The following is a 17860-nucleotide window of genomic DNA, read 5'->3' on the forward strand; positions in this document are numbered from 1 at the left end:
CCAGGGGCACGGCTGGTTGGCTACGTTCGGTCGGGATAACCGCTGAAAGCATCTAAGCGGGAAGCCTTCCTCGAGATGAGTTCTCCCACCCCTTTTGTGGGTGTAAGGCCCCCGGTAGACGACCGGGTTGATAGGCCGGAGATGGAAGCGCGGTAACGTGTGGAGTCGACCGGTACTAATAGGCCGAGTGGCTTGAACACACTGAACGTTCAAAGTGAGTCGCTGTGTGAGAGTTGTTCGCGTCCCTGTGTGGTTCTCAGGAAACAACCTGGAACCGCAGTAGATAAGTGAAGATTTCTGAGCCTGTCGGCTTGGACGTTGATTTGCCCACCTACTGGGTGGTGCGTTGAGACGTTCGGTGGTTTTGGCGAAGGGGAAACACCCGGTCCCATCCCGAACCCGGAAGTTAAGCCCTTCAGCGCCGATGGTACTGCATGGGAGACCGTGTGGGAGAGTAGGACGCCGCCGGACACATATTGCAGGAAGGCCCCGCCGTTTTCGGCGGGGCCTTTCTCATTTGTGCGAGGGCTCTCATTAGTGCGGCGGCTCACTGGGTCACCTTCTCCAAGAACTTGTCCAGGTTGGCATGGACCCGGGCGATCTTCTCGTCCAGAGTGAGCGACTCCTCCAGCCCGCCGCCCGCGACGGACTGCTTCTTGCCCCGGACGTACAGCGAGCAGTCGAGGTCGACGCACATGTACTGCCCAACGGAGTTGCCCTGGCGGCCGGCCTCACCGCTCCGGCGCGCGGTCATCAGCGCGACGCCGCCGCCGGTGCGCGTGGTCAGGCACAGCGAGCACATGCTGCGCGCAGTGAAGCCGCGGGTCGCGCTGGGAGCCACCCGGAACGAGATGCCGATCGGACGCTCGTCGCGTTCGGCGATGAGGTAGGCGCGCCCAGGGGCGCCGGGGTCCTGCCAGCCGAGGAAGTCCAGGTCGTCCCACGGCTGGTCGGCGAGGTCCTTGGGCAGGTCGAGGCGCTTCGCCTCGCCCTTGGAGGCGTTGACGAAGGACCTGCGGATGTCGTGTTCGGTCAGCGGTCTCATGGGCGGCGAGCGTAGTCTTCCTAAGACTATTAGGCAAATGCCTTGCTAGGGTAGGCTGGACGGACACACGGAGGAGGGGGCCCATGGTTCGCGCGGGAGTGACCGTCGAGCGGGTGACGCTGGCGGCGGCGGAGCTGGCCGACGAGGTCGGCTTCGACAAGGTGACCGTCGCCGCGGTCGCGCGCCGCTTCGGCGTGCGGGAGGCCAGCCTGTACTCGCACATCAAGAACGCCCACGACCTGAAGACCCGGGTCGCGCTGCTCGCGCTCGCCGAACTCGCCGACGACGTCGCGGCCGCGGTGGCCGGACGCGCCGGCAAGGACGCTCTGGTGGCCTTCGCGAGCGCCTACCGGAGCTACGCCAAGCGGCACCCCGGCAGGTACGCGGCGGCCAGGATGGAGCTCGACCCCGAGACGGCGGTCAAGAGCGCGGGCGTACGGCACGCGGAGATGACGCGCGCGATCCTGCGGGCCTACGCGCTGCCGGAACCCGACCAGACGGACGCCGTGCGGATGCTGGGCGCCGTGTTCCACGGCTACGTCAGCCTGGAGACCTCCGGCGCCTTCCAGCACACCCCGCGCGACGTGGACGCCTCCTGGGCCAGGACCTTGGACGCCCTCGACAGCGCCCTCCGGAACTGGCCCACGGCGCCAACAGCGCCCGATGCGCCCTCCGCCTCCTAGAAATCGTCCCCTGCGAGGACGGTGTCGGCGTCGACGATGCGGTACGCGTAGCCCTGCTCGGCCAGGAAGCGCTGCCGGTGGGCGGCGTAGTCCTGGTCGAGGGTGTCGCGGGCGACGACGGCGTAGAAGCGGGCCCCGGCCCCGGACGCCTTGGGGCGCAGCAGCCGTCCCAGCCGCTGAGCCTCCTCCTGGCGCGACCCGTAGGCACCCGACACCTGGACGGCGACGGACGCCTCCGGCAGGTCGATCGAGAAGTTCGCCACCTTCGACACGACCAGGACGTCGATCTCGCCCGAGCGGAACGCGTCGAAGAGCCGCTCCCGCTCGCGGACCCTGGTCTCGCCCTTGATGACGGGGGCGTCCAGCAGCGCGCCGAGCTCGTCCAGCTGGTCGATGTACTGGCCGATGACGAGCGTCTGCTCGCCGCGGTGCCGGTCGACGAGCGCCTGGATGAGCTTGGTCTTGGTGTCGGTCGTGGCGCAGTACCGGTACCGCTCCTCGGGCTCGGCGGTCGCGTAGGCGAGGCGCTCGGCGTCGGTGAGGGTGACGCGGACCTCGACGCAGTCGGCGGGCGCGATCCACCCCTGGGACTCCATGTCCTTCCAGGGCGCGTCGTAGCGCTTCGGCCCGATGAGGGAGAAGACGTCGCCCTCGCGGCCGTCCTCGCGGACGAGGGTGGCGGTGAGGCCGAGCCTGCGGCGGGCCTGCAGGTCGGCGGTCATCCGGAAGATCGGCGCGGGCAGCAGGTGCACCTCGTCGTAGACGACCAGGCCCCAGTCGCGGGCGTCGAAGAGCTCCAGGTGCGTGTAGACGCCCTTCCGGCGCGTCGTCATGATCTGGTAGGTGGCGATGGTGACCGGCCGGATCTCCTTCTTCGTGCCGGTGTACTCGCCGATCTCGTCCTCGGTGAGGGACGTGCGCCGCAGCAGCTCCTGCTTCCACTGGTGCGCCGACACGGTGTTGGTGACGAGGATGAGCGTGGTGGCCTGCGCGCGCGCCATGGCGGCGGCGCCGACGATGGTCTTTCCGGCGCCGCAGGGCAGGACGACGACGCCGGAGCCGCCGTGCCAGAACGCCGACGCGGCCTCCTCCTGGTAGGAGCGCAGCTGCCAGCCGTCCTCGGCGAGGGAGATCGCGTGGGCCTCGCCGTCCACGTAGCCGGCGAGGTCCTCGGCGGGCCAGCCGAGCTTGAGCAGGGCCTGCTTGAGGGCGCCGCGCTCGCTCGGGTGGACGGCGACGGCGTCGTCCCCGACCCGGTCGCCGATCATGCCCTTGATCTTCTTGGCCCGCAGGACCTCCTCCAGCACCGACCGGTCGGAGGACGACAGGACGAGCCCGTGCACGGGGTCCTTCTCCAGCCGGAGCCGCCCGTACCGCGCCATCGTGTCGGCGACGTCCACCAGGAGGGCGTGCGGGACGGGGTAGCGGGAGAAGCGCAGCAGCGTGTCGACGACCTGCTCGGCGTCGTGCCCGGCGGCGCGGGCGTTCCACAGCGCGAGCGGCGTCACCCGGTAGGTGTGGACGTGCTCGGGCGCCCGTTCCAGCTCGGCGAACGGGGCGATCTCCTTGCGGCAGGCGTCGGCCAGTTCGTGGTCGACCTCCAGCAGCAGCGTCTTGTCGGACTGGACGATGAGCGGACCGTCGGACAAAGCAGCAGCCCTTCGTCGGGGTTCGATGATCGGTGCTCCGCGTTCGACCGCCGGGGCGCCGCAGCCGCACGCTACCCGAGCCGCGCCCCAGGATGGCGCGTTCCGAACCGGACCGCAGACTCTAACAACCCCCGCCGCCGCGTTTATTGCCTCGGCGGACGCGGCGCGTGCGGGGCGCCTGCGGCCTGCCGGGCGCGCCGGGCGCCGTGCGGTGTCGCGATCATGCCGTCCACATGCGGACGTTCCGGACGTCGCCCCGGACGGGCCCTGCTCCTAGATGCCGCCGGAGTCGTAGCCGGAGTCGCTGTTGACCATGACGATGACGTAGATGATGCCGAGGACGATGCCGCAGACGATGGACAGGGCGAACAGGACCCAGCCCGCGATCGTCAGCTTGCGGGCCGACTCGGGGTCGGTGTGGACGCGGCCCATCGCGAGCGCGGCGACGATCGCGCCGGGGATGGCCAGCAGGCCGCAGCACAGCACGACGCTGACGATGTTGCAGACCAGGCAGGCGGTCGTGTTGGCGTTGCTCTGCCGCTGGACGGGCACGCCGGGGGGACCGTAGGCGTAGCCGGGAGGCGGCTGGGTGCCGGGATACGGGGAACCGCTCCAGCCCTGGGACCCGGACCCGTAGGGGTCCTGCCAGCCGGGCGGGGTGCCGCCGTATCCGCTCACAGACGGCCTCCTCAACTCGCCGATGGGGCTCCAGACTAGGACGTCCGGACCCCGGCACGGGTTCCTTTTCGCGGCCGTAACACCCTGTCCATCCGTCCCGTCAGGGAAAGGGTGCTATGTGCCGGTCTCGTCGTCCAGTTCTGAGACGCCGGTGATGCGGTGGAGCGCGAAGCGGTGCACGGCGGCGCGGGTCGCGTCGTAGCCGGTGAGAAAGCCGCCCTCGACCCGGACGGGCGCCACGATGCGGCTGGACGCCTGGCCCTGCTGGTCGAGGTAGCCGATCCAGACGCGGCCGCCGCGCTCGACGGCGGCGCGGAGCCGCTCGATGGTGGCCATCGCGGGGGAGCGGGGCGGTTCCCCACCGGGGGCCGCGGCCTGCCGGGCGGCCTGCTCGGCGCCGTGCCGGGACGCCTCGTCGCCCGCGCGCACCGCCCGCACGGCGGCGGCGATCATCGAGGCGTCGGTGCGGTCGTCGGGGCGCAGCCGGACGATCTCGGCGGTCGGCGGCGGGTCGGCGCGCTGCGCGTCCGGCCGGGTCACGATCACGCCGCCGCCGGGCGCCTCGGCGACCGGCGCGAGGCCCATCCCGCGCAGGCCGTCGAGCAGGTCGGCGCGCTGCAGCCCGGACGCGAGGACGGTCGGCGCGAGCCGGTGCAGCCGCAGCGGCTCGGCGCGCCGGTCGGCGAGGATCTCGTCGAGGGTGGCGGCGGAGTCGGTGCGGACGTAGGAGGACAGCGCCCCGACGCGCAGGTGCCCGTGCCGCCGCGCGACGTCGTCGATGAGGTAGGTGAGCGGCTGCGGCAGCGGCGTCGCCGAGTGCCGGGTCAGCAGGTCGGTGATGTCGGCGGCGGACCGGCCGGCGTCGAGGGCGCGGCGGATCGACTCGGGCGTGAACCGGTAGACGGTGGCGCCGCCGGTGGACTCGACGTCGGCGGCGAGCGCGAGCTCCCGGGCGAGGTCGGTGACGAGCGGGCCCGGCGCGATCGCGGTCAGGTCGGCCTGGATGAGGATCTCGTCGACGGGCTCGGGAAGGTACTTCTCCAGGGCGGGCTCGGGGTCGTCGCCGGCGAGGAGGTCGCGGGCGAACGCGACCAGCTCCCCGAAGCCGGTGAGGCCGAGCGCGGCGGCCTCGCGCAGCGTCCAGCCGAGGAGCCGCTCCCGGGTCGGGCCGCCGCGGCGGGGCCGCAGCCAGGCCAGCCGGGTGCGGAGCGCGTCCTCGTCGACGGCGGTGCCGCGCCCGGCGCCGGCGAGGACCTCCAGGATCTCGCGGCGGGTGGCGGGGGCGCTGCTGCGCACCATCGCCTCGCTGAGCGCGTTGATCAGCCGGTCGCGGTCGTCGCGCTCCCCGGCGAGCCCGGCGACGCGGTCGGACTTCAGCCAGCCGCGGGCCAGCTCCGTCCAGCGGCCGGCGGTGTCGCGCATGAGCCACAGGTCGTAGGCGGGGGTGGGCAGCCACTCGCCGTCGAGGTCGCCGCTGCGGGTGAGCAGCCCGGCGGCGTAGGCGATCTCGACGAGCAGCGCCGCCTTCCACTCGGGGACGTCCAGCAGCGCCGCGGCGGCGCGCAGGTCGCGGACGGCGAGGCCGCCGCTGCGCAGCACCGGCGGCGGCTCCAGGCCCCAGCGCTCCAGCAGCTCCTCGATGAGCCGGACGGCGCCCGCCGCCTCGCCCGCGGCGGCGCGGACCACGACGTCCTCGCCGCGCGGCTCGCGCGCCGCGGCGGGCAGCGGCGGCGGTTCGGCGGGGACGTCCCGGAACAGCCGGCCGCCGCGCAGGTGCAGCGCGACCTCGCGGGGGAGCGTGACGGTGCGGTCGTCCTCGGCGGCGAGGAGGCCGCGGGCGAGCAGCCGCTCGATCGGCGTCGCCGCGGTGTCGACGCGGAGGGGGCGGCGCGCGTCGGCGACCCGTCCGAACGGCGGCCCCCAGGCGAGCTGGTCGAGGGCGGCCCGCGCGTCGGGCCCGGCGTCCTCGATGAGCGCGGCGGGGTCGGCGAGCAGATCGGAGAGCCGGCGCAGCAGCCGGGCGGAGTCGGGGAAGCCGCGCGGAGCCGCGCCTTCGAGGTCGGTGATCAGGTCGGTGAGCCGCTCGGCCGGGTAGCCCGCGAAGACCTCCTGGACGGGCGGGCCGAGCCCCGCCGGGTGCGGCAGCCCCTGCCGGACGCCGGGCGCGGTGGCCGGTGCCTTCTCGCCCCAGACCAGCCCGTAGCGGCGCAGCGTGCCGAGGGCGCCCTCGACCTGCGGGGGCGTCGCGTCGAGGGCGGCCGCGAGCGCGTCCGCGTCCGGCTCGGGCAGGACGAGGAGGGCTTCGAGGACGGCGAGGGTGAACCGGTCGAGCCGGTCGAGGGCGCGGGTGACCGCGGCGGGCGTCGCGGCGCGGGCGGCGAGCGCGGTCAGGTCGGCGGGGACGGGGGCGAGCAGTTCCGGACGCGCGGACAGCAGCGCACGAAGCTCGTCATCGCCTCGCGCGCGCAACCAGTCCGCATACGTGTCCATGCCGTTCCCCAACCTTATGTCGCGTGCACGCCGCTGGTACGCGGGTCCACAGGGTAGGAGCCCGCGGGGCGTGCCCGAAGCCGGCGAGGAACCAGGATGGCGCAGGTCAGGTGGCGGGTGTGCGCTCCAGGTGCACCAGCCCGAGGCCGAGCCGCGCCCAGCTCTCCACGAACCGCTTCTCGTCGATGCGGGTCGGCGGCTCGTACATCGACTCGTTCGCCAGCCAGTAGTTCACCACGGCGCCGCCGAGGATCGAGGCGATCGCGGGCCAGTCCTCGCGCGCGCCCTCGAACTCGGGCTGCGCGGCCAGCCAGGTCGCGATCCCGTCGTAGAGCGGGTTGACGATGCCCTCGCGCATCTCCGCGACCAGGTTCGGGAACTGGTCGAGGTCGCGGAACAGCACCCGGATGAGGTCCTGCTCCTCGCGCATCTTCGCGAGCCCGGCCTGGCACGTCATCCGCAGCCGCACCTCCAGCGGCCGCTCCTCGTAGGCGGCGGCCTGGACGAGGACGTCGCTGATCTGGCGGCGGGTCCGCTCGATGTGCTCGCGGATGGCGGAGGCGAGCACCTCCTCCTTGGACCGGAAGTGCCGGTAGAGCCCGCCGGCGCCCGGGGACAGGCCCGCCGCGGCCTCGATCTCCGCGACCGACGTCGCCGTGTAGCCCCGGTCGGCGAACAACCGGAGCGACTCGGACACGATGCGCTCGCGCGTGGATGGCGTCATGGTGATGAATTCCTCCGCAAGAACACTAAGGCATGTTCGGCCCGCGGGCCGCCGCCTCCTCGCACGGCACGCCCGAACCGGTCGCGCCGCGCGCCCCGGCCGGTCGTGCGGCGGGCCCGAACCGGTCGTGCGGCGCGCCCGAATCCGCGATGCTCCGCCTCCGGGGGCCGGGAGGACTAGAGTTCGTTGGCGCACGCCCCGTCGCCGGAAGGGGCGTCGCCCAGGAAAGGTCGACGATGTTCAAGTCTCCGCGGAAGGCGGTGGGCGGGGCCTTCCTGCCCGAGGACTTCGTGGTGCCCACGCTGGTGGCGGGGCCCGACTTCCAGATCCGCCCGATCACCGTGCACGACGTGGTGAAGGACTACGGCGCCGTGATCGGCAGCCTCGACCGGCTGGCCGGCCGGTTCGGCCCCGAGTGGGGGTGGCCCGACCACGAGTTCACCTTCGAGCAGGCCCTGATCGACGTCGCCTGGCTGCAGAAGGAGGGGCAGCTGCGGCGCTCGTTCAGCTACGTGGTGATCACGCCGGACGGGGAGCGGCAGCTCGGCCGCATTCATGTCGCGCCGTCCGACGACCCCGCCGCGGACGCCGTCGTGGTGTTCTGGGTCCGCGCGGACGAGGAGAACTCCGTCCTGGAGAAGGAGCTGGAGACGTTCGTCCGCCGGTGGGTGACGACGGCCTGGCCGTTCGACGAGGTCCGCTTCCCCGGCCGCGACTAGCAGGGCGCGCTGGCCCGGCCTGGTCAGGCCAGGCGGCGGACGAGGCCGACCACGATCCGGCCGATCACCAGGTACACGGCGGCCGCCAGTCCGTAGTTGACCGCCACGTCCGCCTTGTGGTTCGCGGGCTGGAAGACGTCCTTGAACTGCCAGCACAGGTCGGTGGCCCGGTCGCCGAACCAGCGGACGATGTCGTTCGCCGTGTTGGCCTCGAACGCGACGAACACGATGTGCACGGCCAGGACCGCCACGACGACCGTGGTCACGACGGAGACGGCCGTGGCGAGCGCTCCGACGAGTCGGCGGCGGGCCCCGGCGGCGCGGGCCGTGATCGGGCGCCGCCGCGGCGGCGCGCGGTGCTCGCCGCCCGGCTCGGTGCGGGTGGTGGGGTCGTCTGCCATCTGCGGCCTCCTTCACCGGGGGGCTGTGCCGGGGGCGGCCGGCGGAGTGATCGTCCTTGGCGCCGGGGTGACGTGTTCGGGTGCTGCGTTTTCCCTGGTCAGCTGGTTTGTGGTCGGGGGGTCGGGTATATCGCCATCACGGTCCCGCGTTCTCCTACTCGGATCCCGTCGCATCGCCACTACCAGGAGAGCGCGGGTCCTCTCATGTGTCCAGCCCCTTACCCTGTGGGGCGTGCTCGATCTCGAACCTCCCGCTTCGTCCGGCGCGTCCTTCACCGTCGGTTTCGACCTCGATCTGACCCTGGCCGACACGCGGGCCGCCATCGGCGCCGTGTACGCCGCCCTCGCAGCGGAGACCGGCGTCCCCATCGACACCGAGCAGGTGGTCGGGCGGATCGGGCCGCCGCTGGAGGAGGAGCTGGCCTACTGGTTCCCGGCGGACGAGGTGCCCGCGATGGCGGCCCGGTACCGGGCGATCTACCCGGATGTCGCGATCCCGGCGACCGGCCTCATGCCGGGCGCCGTCGCCGCGCTGGACGCCGTGCGCGCCCGGGGCGGGCGGGTGGTCGTCGTGTCGGGCAAGAACCAGGCCGACACCGAGCGCACCGTCCGGTTCCTCGGGCTGCGGGCGGACGCCGTGGTCGGCGGCCTGTTCGGCGCCGACAAGGGCACGGCGCTGCGCGCGCACGGCGCCGGCGCCTACATCGGCGACCACACCGGTGACGTGGACGCGGCGCGGGCCGCGTCGGCGGTGGCGGTGGCCGTCGCGACCGGTCCGTTCGACTCGGCGGCCCTCACCGCGTACGGCGCCGACGTCGTCCTGCCGGATCTGCTGGCGTTCCCGGGGTGGCTCGGCGGGTTCCGGACGGTCTGACACGGTCCTGACCGGCCCTGACCGGGGGCTGCGCGCGGCCCGATATTCGGGTGCCGTCCGCGGAGGTCCGGGATAGCGTCGGAGGCGTTGCCCCGTAGGCCCTCTCCGGGGGTACCCGGCGTGTACACCGGCCCGCGGCGAGGCACTAATCTTGGGGGCGATTCAGGACGATTACCGAACGAGGTCTCCGGTGCCGACTGGCAAGGTCAAGTGGTACGACTCCGACAAGGGGTTCGGCTTCCTCACCCGCGACGACGGCGGGGAGGTCTTCGTGCACTCATCGGCGCTGCCGGGCGGCGTCACCACGCTCAGGCCGGGGCAGCGCATCGAGTTCGGCGTGGTCGAGGGGCGCCGCGGGCAGCAGGCCCTCCAGGTGCGGGTGCTGGAGTCGCTGCCGTCGGTGGAGAAGACCATCGCCAAGCAGCGGCGCAAGAAGCCGGACGAGATGGTCGTGATCACCGAGGACCTGATCAAGCTGCTGGACGGGATATCCAACACCTACCGGCGCGGCAAGCACCCGTCCCCGGCGGAGGCGAAGAAGATCGCCACCGTGCTGCGGGCGGTCGCCGACGACCTCTCTCCCTGAGGATGCCGGAAGGGCATGCGGTCAGGCGCGCATCTCCGGATGCGCGTCTTTGATCGTCGTGGTGGGCGCGGCCGCGTCCGGGCGGCGGCGGCCGCGGCGGTGCGCCCCGGCCTGCCGGGTCAGCAGCAGGCCGAAGGCCAGCGCGAGCGCCGCCGCGACGGTCGCGAGCGCGACCCGGCCGTCCGCGACGATCGACATGCCGAGGCCGAGCAGCCCGCCGAGCACCCAGCTGAGCTGGTGCAGCGTCTCCGACACCGCGAACGTGGACGAGCGCAGCTCCTCGCCGATCTCGCGCTGGACGACCGCGTCCATCGACAGCTTGCCGAGGACCTGGCCGAGACCGGCGGCGGTCGCCACGGCGAGGGCCGCCCACAGCCCGAAGAACGCGGCGCCCGCGGCGGTGACGCCGGTGACGGCGGCGAGCGTCGCCGACACGATGAGCCGGGGCGCCCGCGCCTTCATGTAGGCGCCGAGCGCGGTGCCGAGCAGCCCGCCGGCGCCCGCGCACGCGGCCAGCAGGCCGAGCGCGACATGGTGGGACACCGGGTCGAACCGCTCCTGCCGCAGCAGGAACGCCAGGTAGATGATCAGGAAGCCGGAGAAGGCGCGCAGCACCGCGTTCGCCTCCATCGCCTCCACGACGAGGGGCCCGACGCGGGGCAGCGCCCGCCAGCGCCGCGCGCCCTTTTCGGCCGGTTCCGGCCGCGGGGCCTCCTCGGGGACGTCGACGTGCCCCGGCAGCCGCATGGTGAACAGCACGCCGAGCAGGAACACGGCCGTGCCGATGCGCAGCACCCAGGCCGGCCCGATGAGCAGGGCGAGCCCCGCCGCGGCCGGCGCGGTCACCGACGCCGTGATCAGCCCGGCGAACGAGGCGCGCGCGTTCGCCGTCACCAGCGTGATCTCGTCCGGCAGGACGCGCGGGGTGACCGACGCGCGCAGCACCCCGAACGCCTTCGACAGCACCAGCACGCCGAACGCGGCGGGCAGGAAGGTGACCTGGTCGCCGTGCGGGAGCGCGCTCGCCATCGCCCAGCACAGCAGGGCCCGCATCACGAACGTGCTGGCGATCGCGTAGCGGCGGACGTGCCTGGCCCGGTCCAGCGCGGGGCCGATCAGCGGGGCGACGAGCGCGAACGGCGCCATCGTGACGACGAGGTAGAGGGCGATCTGGCCGCGCGCCTGGTTGACGTCCAGGCCGAAGAACAGCGTCCCCGCCAGCGCGACCGTGACCATGGCGTCGCCCGCGGAGTTGATCGCGGACGCCTCGATCAGGCTGCCGAGGCCGCTGCGCCCGGCGCCCTGCGCGTGGGTGACGCGGCGGGTGAGCCGGCCCGTGCCGAGGACGGCCGAGCGCACGCCGCGGCCGGCGCGCGCCGCACCCCCGGTGACGGCGCGCAGGCTCCGTCCGGCCCTCGTCCCGTCCGCCATGCGCCCTGATCTCTCCCAGCGGCCGCGCCGGCTCGGCACCGGGGACGGCCATCGGAGTCGTTCGATTGAGGGTACGTTCCCCGCTGGAATGCGGGCTCACCCCACCGATTCGGCGGGCCCGGGCCGCCGCCCGCCTCCGGACGGTGCCCGGCCACGTCCTCCCATGGGCGAGAATTGAGGTGTGAGCCCACAGCGCCAGACCAGCCCCGCGCGTCCCGCCGCCGCGCGCACCACGTCCGGGCCCGCCCGCCGGACCCGCACACCCGCCGTCGACACCGCCTGCGCCGAGGCCGTCGACCTCGCCCGCGAGGCCGCCGAGGACACCGCCGGCGCCGCGCAGGTCGGCGAGCACCTCGGCCTGCGCCCCGAGGCCGACCGGGTGGTCACGCACTACTTCACGTGCCTCGACCCCGCCTACCGGGGCTGGCGCTGGGCGGTCACCGTGGCCCGCGCGTCCCGCGCGAAGAACGTCACGGTCAGCGAGTGCGTGCTGCTGCCCGGCGACGACGCGCTGCTGGCGCCGCCGTGGGTGCCGTGGCTGGAGCGGCTGCGCCCCGGCGACCTCGGCCCCGGCGACCTGCTGCCGACGGCGCCCGACGACGTCCGGCTCGCGCCCGGGTTCACCCAGGTCGACGACTCCACCGACCGCGAGGCCCAGTGGGAGCTCGGCCTCGGCCGCGTCCGGGTGCTGTCGCGGGAGGGCCGGGACGAGGCCGCGACCCGCTGGTACGAGGGCGTCGCGGGGCCCCGCGCGCCCATCGCCGCGTCCGCGCCCGCGCAGTGCTCCACCTGCGGCTTCTTCGTCGGGCTCGCGGGCGAGCTGCGGCAGGTGTTCGGGGTCTGCGCGAACGAGTACGCGCCGGACGACGGCCGCGTGGTCTCCGCCGACCACGGCTGCGGCGCCCACTCCGAGGCGGTCTCCATCCCGGCGGCGTCCGAGCACAACCCGCCGGTGATCGACGAGCTCGGGTACGAGGTCATCCCCGCCGGTGACGAGGACACCGCCTCCCTGGACGACGAGGCCCTCGGCCACAGCTGACCATGCCGGACACTCCGGATGATCTCCACGCCCGGGCCCTTCGCGAACGTGTGCTGAGGGCCTGGGCGGAGTCCCCGGCGCGCTTCCGTGAGGACGCCAACGCCGAAGAGGACTACGCCCTGGGCGGCTACCGCGACCGCGCGGTCATCGAGCTCGCCCAGAACGCCGCCGACGCCGCGCTGCGCGCCGGCGTGCCCGGCCGTCTCCGGCTGGCCCTGCGGACATCGCCGTCCGGCGGCGTCCTGACCGCCGCCAACACGGGGGCGCCGCTGGACGCGGAGGGCGTCGAGGCGCTGTCCACGCTTCGCGCCTCGTCCAAGCGGGACGAGACGGCCGCGACGGGGCGCTTCGGTGTGGGGTTCGCCGCCGTGGTCGCCGTGTCGGACGCGCCGTCCATCGCCTCGGCGCGTCCCGTCCCGGCGGGGGTCGAATGGTCGCGGGAGCGGGCTCGGGCCCTGGTGGAGGCGGTGCCCGCGCTCGCCGAGGAGGCCGCGCGGCGGCGCGGGCATGTGCCGCTCCTGCGGCTGCCGTTCGCGCTGGACGAGGTGCCGGACGTCCCGGACGGGTTCGACACCCTGGTGCGGCTGCCGCTGCTGGAGGACGCGGTCGAGTCCGTCCGGCGCCAGCTGGAGCAGGTGGGGGCGGCGCTGATGCTGGCCTTGCCGACGCTGGCGCGCGTTGAGATCGACGTTGACGGTGATGTGCGGGAACTGGTCGCCGAGCGGCGTCCGGGTGGCGAGGTCGTCATCAACGGCGGCGTGTGGCGGACGGCCGAGGCGCATGGGGAGATCCCGGGCGAGCTTCTGGCGGACCGTCCCGTGGAGGAACGGGCGCGCCCGTTCTGGCAGGTGCGGTGGGCCCTGCCAGAGGACGGCCTGCCCGAGGGCATGCCGCCGGTGGTGCACGCCCCCACGCCCAGCGACGAGCGGCTGGATCTGCCCGCTCTGCTCATCGCGTCGTTCCCGCTCGCCCCTGACCGGCGGCACGTCGCGCCAGGGCCGCTGACCGAGTACCTCGCGGAGCGGACCGCCGAGACGTACGTGCGGCTCCTCACCGGCCTGCCCGTGTCGCCGGGCGTGCTCGACCTCGTGCCGGGGCCGGTGGGCGCCGGGGAGCTCGACGCGCGGATCCGGCGCGGGATCCGGGAGCGGCTGCCCGAGGCTCCCGTGCTGCCGCACGGGACGCGCGGCCGGGACGCGATCGCGATCGACGCGCCCGCGCCGTTCGTCGGGCTGCTCGCGGCGGACGCCGTGGTCGGCGGGCTGCTGCCGGCGGAGTGGCCGGCGCGGAGCCCGGCGCTGGCGGCGCTCGGGGTCCGCCGGGTCGAGCTGGCCGACGTGATCGATGAGCTGGCCGCTGTGGACCGGGAACCAGCGTGGTGGCACCGGGTGTACGAGGCGCTCGGCGGGGCCGCCAGGGACGCGCTGGGCGCCCTGCCGGTGCCGCTGGCGGGCGCGGAGCCCCGGCTGATGCGCGGGCCGCGCGGGCTGCTGATCGCGGACGGCGTCGACCCGGCGGGCCTGGACGCGCTCGGGCTGCGGTTCGTCCACCCGGAGGCCGTGCATCCGCTGCTGTCCCGGCTCGGGGCGGTCGAGGCGGGCCCGCGCGCGGTGCTGGGCGACCCGGCCGTCCGGGTGGCCGTCGAGGAGTCGTTCGACGCCGACGACCCGGACGCGGTCGCCGAGGCCGTGCTGGGGCTGGTGGGGCCCGCGCACATCGACCCCGGTGACGAGCCCTGGCTGGCCGAACTCGCCCTCCCGGGCGACGACGGCGACCTCTACCCGGCCGGTGAGCTCCTCCTGCCGGAGAGCCCGCTGCGCAGCCTCATGGCCGACGACGCGCCGTTCGGCGTCGTGGACGGCGACCTCCTGGAGAAGTGGGGCGCCGAGACCCTCACCGCCGTCGGCGTCTTGGACGGCTTCGCCCTCGCCAAGAGCGAGGACGTGAACCTCATGGGGCTCGCCGACGAGGCCGAGACCCTCCACCTGGACGACGAGGACCTGTGGGCCGACGACGCCCTGCGGCGCATCGGCCCGCAAGACCTCCCACCGCTCGTGCCGGAGTTCGCGGCCGTCCGCGACCTGGAACTCGTCGCCGACTGGGCGGCGGCGCTCAAGGTCTTGGCCGGGCCTCCGTGGCGGGCCGCAATCGTTGACCCCGCCCATGTCACCTTGCACAACGGCAGGCGCGTGGCCGTCCCGTCGTACACGGCGTGGTGGCTGGGACGGCACCCGGTCTTGGACGGCCGTAGACCCGGCGAGTTCCGCCTACGCGGCGACGACTCACTGACAGGGCTCTACGACGTCGCACCAGACGGCCTTGACGAGCGGCTGCTGCTCGCTCTGGGCGTCCGCACGTCACTGGAAGAGCTGCTAGAGGAGCCCGGCGGAGCCCAGGAGCTGCTCGACCGGCTCAGTGACCCCGACCGCTCTGTGACCCGCGCCCGTCTGTCCGTCCTCTGGACGACCCTGGCGGACACCCCCGAAGTGGACATCGAGCCACCCGACCGTCTACGCGCCATCGTGGACGGCGAGGTCGAGCTTGTGGACGCGGGCGATGCCCTCGTCCTGGACAGCCCCGACCTCCTGCCCCTCCTGCAGGGGCAGCCGCTCATCATCGCCGCCCAGGGACGCGACGCCGCGCTGGCCGAACTGCTGGACCTCCCGCTGGCGGGCGACGAGATCCCGGGCGAGGTCGAGTCGCACGGCGAGAAACGCCCCGTCCCGACCGCCGTCAGGGCCGTCCTACCGGACGCCCCGGCCGGTTACCTCGCGCATGACCACCTCACCGTGGACGGACAGGACGTCCCCTGGTGGACGCGAGACGGCGAGATCCATGCGAGCGACGTGCACGGCCTGGCGCGGGCGCTCGCCTGGTCCACCGGCAACTGGGCGGACCGGCTGCTGATCGAGGCCGTCCTGCGCGACCCCTCGGCGGTGCCTACCCTCCTGGCCGAGGCCGACCTGGAGCCCTAGCCGGCGCTCTCCCGCTCCTCGTCCGCCGCCGCGGCCCGCCGCTCGGCGCGCTCGGCCTCCTGCCGGGCGCGCCCCGCCTGCAGCCGGGGCGTGTACCACATGGCGAACAGGCCGATCCCGATGCCGGTGCAGCACACCCACAGCCACCACCGATCCTCGGACGGCAGCCCGACGATGAGCAGCACCACGAGCGCGATCGCCCAGGCGCCGGTGCCCGCCGCCGCGATCCGGACGTCGTTGGTCTGCATCGGCGGGGGATCCGGGAGGCGGGTGCGGCTCATGGGTTCAGGCTACTGGGTGCGGGCTTCGCGGCCCCGGCCGCGCCGTCCTCCGCCGACCGCGGTGATGTGGGCCGACCTGCGGCGTGGCAGCATGGGCAGCAGACCCGGGAGAGCGAACACGATGACAACCCCACCGATCCGGGGCCGCACGGCGTCCGCGCCGGGGCTGGCCGAGGAGCTGCGCATCTCGATCGCGCGGCTCACCCGCCGCCTGCGCACGCTGCGCCCGCCCGCGGCGGGCGACGGCGGCCGTCCGCTGTCGCTCACGCAGTTCGCCGCGCTCGCCGCCATCGAGCGGCACGGGTCGATGACGCCGCGCGAGCTGGCCGACCACGAGAAGGTCCAGCCGCCCTCGATGACCCGCGTGATCGCGTACCTGGAGGAGCGGGGGCTCGTCGCGCGCCGCCCGCACCCGACCGACGGCCGCCAGGTCGTGCTGAACGCCACCGAGGCGGGCGCCGCCCTCCTCGCCGACGAGCGCCGCCGCAAGGAGGCGTGGCTCGCCCGCCGCCTCGCGGAGCTGACCGACGAGGAGCGCGAGACCCTCCGCCGCGCCGCCCCGATCATCGACCGCCTCAGCCGCTCCTAGGCCGCCCCCGCGCCCGCCCTTGCCGGAATAACAACGCTGGGATTAACGTTAGCTTTGGTAATGACTTCTGCTAACGAAAGCCCCGATGAACCGGAGGGGACCGCGACGCGCGGCCCGCGCGGCCGCCGCCGCGCGCACCCCGCCCGCCCGGTGACCCCCGCGTCCCCCAAGACCGCGGCGCCGGCCCGCCCCCGGCGCCGCCACGCCGTGAGGGTCGGCGACGGTGTGCGGGTCGGTGAGGGCGCGCAGCTTGGCGAGTTCGTGCGGGACGGTGCGTCCGTGCGGGCTGGGGAGGCTGCGCGGCTCGCGGACGCCGGTGACGGTGGGCGTGGCGTGAAGGGGGACGGAACGTTCCAAGAGGGCGGTTCCGAGGCCCCCGGCGCGGAGGCGGCCGACGGGGAGGCGCGCAGCGGCGGGATGTTCCGGTCGCTGCGGATCCGCAACTACCGGCTCTACGCGGCCGGGCAGGTCGTGTCCAACACCGGGACGTGGATGCAGCGCGTCGCGCAGGACTGGCTCGTCCTCGAACTCGCGCACGGGAGCGGGACCGCGCTCGGCATCACCACCGGGCTGCAGTTCCTGCCGATGCTGCTGTTCGGGCTGTGGGGCGGCGTCATCGCCGACCGGTATCCGAAGCGGCGCGTCCTGGTGCTCACGCAGATCTCGATGGGCGTGCTCGCGCTCGTCCTGGGCCTGCTCACCGTGTCGGGGAACGCGCAGGTCTGGCACGTGTACGTGCTGGCGTTCGGGCTCGGTGTCGCGACGGTCGTCGACAACCCGACCCGCCAGTCGTTCGTGGTCGAGATGGTCGGCAGGCGCGACCTGCCGAACGCGATCGCGCTGAACAGCGCCACGTTCAACGGCGCGCGGCTGCTCGGCCCGGCGGTCGCCGGGGTGCTCATCGCGCTGATCGGCACCGGGCCGGTGTTCCTGGTGAACGCGGCGTCGTTCGGCGCCGTGCTGTTCAGCCTGTGGGCGATGCGGGCGGACGAGCTGCACGACGCGCCGGCGGTCAAGCGGGCGAAGGGGCAGCTCCGCGAAGGGCTCCGGTACGTGCGCGGGCGCCGCGACCTCATGCTCGTGCTGATCCTCATCGGGTTCCTCGCGATGTTCGGCATGAACTTCAACACGACGGTCGCGCTGGTCGCCAAGGAGGTCTTCCACACCGACGCGTCGGCGTTCGGGCTCGCGTCCAGCATGCTGGCGCTCGGGGCGCTCAGCGGCGCGCTGCTGGCCGCGCGGCGGGTCGCCAAGCCGCGGCTGCGGATGCTGGTCGGGATGGGCCTGGTGTTCGGGACGCTGGAGGCCGTCACCGGGCTGATGCCGACGTACTGGCTGTTCCTGGCGCTGCTCGTCCCGACGGGCATCGCGATGATGACGATCACGACGGCGGCGAACGCGACGATGCAGCTCGGCGTCGCGCCGGAGATGCGCGGCCGGGTGATGGCGCTCTACATGCTGGTGTTCCTCGGCACGAACCCGCTGGGCGCGCCCGCGATCGGCTGGCTGGCCGAGCACTTCGGCGCCCGGACGAGCCTCGTCCTCGGCGGGGTCGTCTCCGCGCTGGCCGCGGTCGTGGTCGGGGCGGTCGCCGCGCGGGGGTCGGCGGTCCGGCCCGCGCTGCGCAGGGCCCGTCCCGCGGAAGGATGACGGGCCCGTCCGCGTGACAACGGTGCCGTCGGCTGAAAGGCTGGCC

16 protein-coding genes and 2 rRNA genes are annotated in these 17860 nt (G+C 73.9%); 10 read left to right on the top strand and 8 right to left on the bottom strand.

The window, feature by feature from the left end; translation table 11 throughout:
- Positions 1–200, top strand: a 23S ribosomal RNA gene (locus tag ACGFI1_RS05565); the annotation flags it as partial.
- A 154-nt stretch (positions 201–354) separates the two neighbouring features.
- Positions 355–471, top strand: a 5S ribosomal RNA gene (rrf, locus tag ACGFI1_RS05570).
- 76 nt (positions 472–547) lie between these two features.
- Here rrf and ACGFI1_RS05575 read toward each other — a convergent pair.
- Complete coding sequence (locus ACGFI1_RS05575) at positions 548–1045, bottom strand: FBP domain-containing protein (protein ID WP_392783368.1); 498 nt, start codon at positions 1043–1045, stop codon at positions 548–550.
- A gap of 83 nt (positions 1046–1128) precedes the next feature.
- On the opposite strand from ACGFI1_RS05575, the gene ACGFI1_RS05580 reads away from it, so the two are divergent.
- On the top strand, positions 1129–1728 hold the full coding sequence (locus ACGFI1_RS05580) for a TetR/AcrR family transcriptional regulator (RefSeq protein ID WP_392783371.1): 600 nt from the start codon (positions 1129–1131) through the stop codon (positions 1726–1728).
- On the opposite strand, the gene ACGFI1_RS05585 is transcribed toward ACGFI1_RS05580, so the two are convergent.
- The 4 genes from ACGFI1_RS05585 to ACGFI1_RS05600 all read right to left on the bottom strand — a co-directional run bounded on the left by ACGFI1_RS05585 (position 1725) and on the right by ACGFI1_RS05600 (position 7269).
- Positions 1725–3377, bottom strand: coding sequence for a DNA repair helicase XPB (locus tag ACGFI1_RS05585; protein ID WP_138638990.1), 1653 nt, complete (start codon positions 3375–3377; stop codon positions 1725–1727). The genes ACGFI1_RS05580 and ACGFI1_RS05585 overlap by 4 nt on opposite strands.
- A 273-nt stretch (positions 3378–3650) precedes the next feature.
- Positions 3651–4055: a hypothetical protein gene (locus ACGFI1_RS05590; RefSeq protein ID WP_392783374.1), complete on the bottom strand. Its 405-nt coding sequence runs from the start codon at positions 4053–4055 to the stop codon at positions 3651–3653.
- Positions 4056–4169: 114 nt separating this feature from the next.
- Positions 4170–6545 (bottom strand): helicase-associated domain-containing protein, encoded by a 2376-nt coding sequence (locus ACGFI1_RS05595; protein WP_392783377.1) that lies wholly within the window; start codon positions 6543–6545, stop codon positions 4170–4172.
- Between the two features lie 106 nt (positions 6546–6651).
- Positions 6652–7269 carry a TetR/AcrR family transcriptional regulator gene (locus ACGFI1_RS05600; RefSeq protein WP_171069226.1) on the bottom strand — a complete coding sequence of 206 codons (618 nt, stop codon included), beginning with the start codon at positions 7267–7269 and terminating at the stop codon, positions 6652–6654.
- 236 nt (positions 7270–7505) lie between these two features.
- Here ACGFI1_RS05600 and ACGFI1_RS05605 point away from each other — a divergent pair, with 236 nt between their 5' ends.
- The gene (locus ACGFI1_RS05605; protein WP_240808174.1) at positions 7506–7988 is read left to right on the top strand and encodes a GNAT family N-acetyltransferase; all 483 of its coding nucleotides are present in this window, start codon (positions 7506–7508) and stop codon (positions 7986–7988) included.
- A gap of 23 nt (positions 7989–8011) precedes the next feature.
- Here the strand turns inward: ACGFI1_RS05605 and ACGFI1_RS05610 are convergent, their stop codons facing one another.
- Complete coding sequence (locus ACGFI1_RS05610) at positions 8012–8389, bottom strand: hypothetical protein (protein ID WP_387071273.1); 378 nt, start codon at positions 8387–8389, stop codon at positions 8012–8014.
- A 232-nt stretch (positions 8390–8621) separates the two neighbouring features.
- Here ACGFI1_RS05610 and ACGFI1_RS05615 point away from each other — a divergent pair, with 232 nt between their 5' ends.
- On the top strand, positions 8622–9263 hold the full coding sequence (locus ACGFI1_RS05615; RefSeq protein ID WP_392733198.1) for an HAD family hydrolase: 642 nt from the start codon (positions 8622–8624) through the stop codon (positions 9261–9263).
- Positions 9264–9453: 190 nt separating this feature from the next.
- Positions 9454–9849, top strand: a complete 396-nt coding sequence (locus tag ACGFI1_RS05620) for a cold-shock protein (RefSeq protein WP_138638985.1) — start codon at positions 9454–9456, stop codon at positions 9847–9849.
- A gap of 21 nt (positions 9850–9870) precedes the next feature.
- Here the strand turns inward: ACGFI1_RS05620 and ACGFI1_RS05625 are convergent, their stop codons facing one another.
- Positions 9871–11280 carry an MFS transporter gene (locus tag ACGFI1_RS05625; protein ID WP_392783380.1) on the bottom strand — a complete coding sequence of 470 codons (1410 nt, stop codon included), beginning with the start codon at positions 11278–11280 and terminating at the stop codon, positions 9871–9873.
- A gap of 181 nt (positions 11281–11461) precedes the next feature.
- On the opposite strand from ACGFI1_RS05625, the gene ACGFI1_RS05630 reads away from it, so the two are divergent.
- Positions 11462–12319 (top strand): DUF3027 domain-containing protein, encoded by an 858-nt coding sequence (locus ACGFI1_RS05630; protein ID WP_364554333.1) that lies wholly within the window; start codon positions 11462–11464, stop codon positions 12317–12319.
- Positions 12320–12321: 2 nt separating this feature from the next.
- Positions 12322–15294, top strand: a complete 2973-nt coding sequence (locus ACGFI1_RS05635; protein WP_392783383.1) for a sacsin N-terminal ATP-binding-like domain-containing protein — start codon at positions 12322–12324, stop codon at positions 15292–15294.
- Here ACGFI1_RS05635 and ACGFI1_RS05640 read toward each other — a convergent pair.
- Positions 15291–15575, bottom strand: a complete 285-nt coding sequence (locus ACGFI1_RS05640; protein WP_138638982.1) for a DUF2530 domain-containing protein — start codon at positions 15573–15575, stop codon at positions 15291–15293. The two genes, ACGFI1_RS05635 and ACGFI1_RS05640, sit on opposite strands and share 4 nt — an antisense overlap.
- Before the next feature lie 121 nt (positions 15576–15696).
- Here ACGFI1_RS05640 and ACGFI1_RS05645 point away from each other — a divergent pair, with 121 nt between their 5' ends.
- The gene (locus ACGFI1_RS05645; protein ID WP_138638981.1) at positions 15697–16164 is read left to right on the top strand and encodes a MarR family transcriptional regulator; all 468 of its coding nucleotides are present in this window, start codon (positions 15697–15699) and stop codon (positions 16162–16164) included.
- A gap of 417 nt (positions 16165–16581) precedes the next feature.
- The gene (locus tag ACGFI1_RS05650) at positions 16582–17814 is read left to right on the top strand and encodes an MFS transporter (protein WP_301175581.1); all 1233 of its coding nucleotides are present in this window, start codon (positions 16582–16584) and stop codon (positions 17812–17814) included.
- Positions 17815–17860: the final 46 nt, after the last annotated feature.

It is taken from the genome of Actinomadura geliboluensis (genome assembly GCF_043197915.1).
In the GTDB taxonomy this organism is placed as follows: domain Bacteria; phylum Actinomycetota; class Actinomycetes; order Streptosporangiales; family Streptosporangiaceae; genus Spirillospora; species Spirillospora geliboluensis.

What these genes read in the sequence shown, in the direction of transcription:
- ACGFI1_RS05575 (WP_392783368.1), bottom strand. Translation starts at nt 1,045, where the DNA reads ATGAGACCGCTGACCGAACACGACATCCGCAGGTCCTTCGTCAACGCC.
- ACGFI1_RS05580 (WP_392783371.1), top strand. Translation starts at nt 1,129, where the DNA reads ATGGTTCGCGCGGGAGTGACCGTCGAGCGGGTGACGCTGGCGGCGGCG.
- ACGFI1_RS05595 (WP_392783377.1), bottom strand. Translation starts at nt 6,545, where the DNA reads ATGGACACGTATGCGGACTGGTTGCGCGCGCGAGGCGATGACGAGCTT.
- ACGFI1_RS05600 (WP_171069226.1), bottom strand. Translation starts at nt 7,269, where the DNA reads ATGACGCCATCCACGCGCGAGCGCATCGTGTCCGAGTCGCTCCGGTTG.
- ACGFI1_RS05605 (WP_240808174.1), top strand. Translation starts at nt 7,506, where the DNA reads ATGTTCAAGTCTCCGCGGAAGGCGGTGGGCGGGGCCTTCCTGCCCGAG.
- ACGFI1_RS05610 (WP_387071273.1), bottom strand. Translation starts at nt 8,389, where the DNA reads ATGGCAGACGACCCCACCACCCGCACCGAGCCGGGCGGCGAGCACCGC.
- ACGFI1_RS05625 (WP_392783380.1), bottom strand. Translation starts at nt 11,280, where the DNA reads ATGGCGGACGGGACGAGGGCCGGACGGAGCCTGCGCGCCGTCACCGGG.
- ACGFI1_RS05635 (WP_392783383.1), top strand. Translation starts at nt 12,322, where the DNA reads ATGCCGGACACTCCGGATGATCTCCACGCCCGGGCCCTTCGCGAACGT.
- ACGFI1_RS05640 (WP_138638982.1), bottom strand. Translation starts at nt 15,575, where the DNA reads ATGAGCCGCACCCGCCTCCCGGATCCCCCGCCGATGCAGACCAACGAC.
- ACGFI1_RS05645 (WP_138638981.1), top strand. Translation starts at nt 15,697, where the DNA reads ATGACAACCCCACCGATCCGGGGCCGCACGGCGTCCGCGCCGGGGCTG.
- ACGFI1_RS05650 (WP_301175581.1), top strand. Translation starts at nt 16,582, where the DNA reads ATGTTCCGGTCGCTGCGGATCCGCAACTACCGGCTCTACGCGGCCGGG.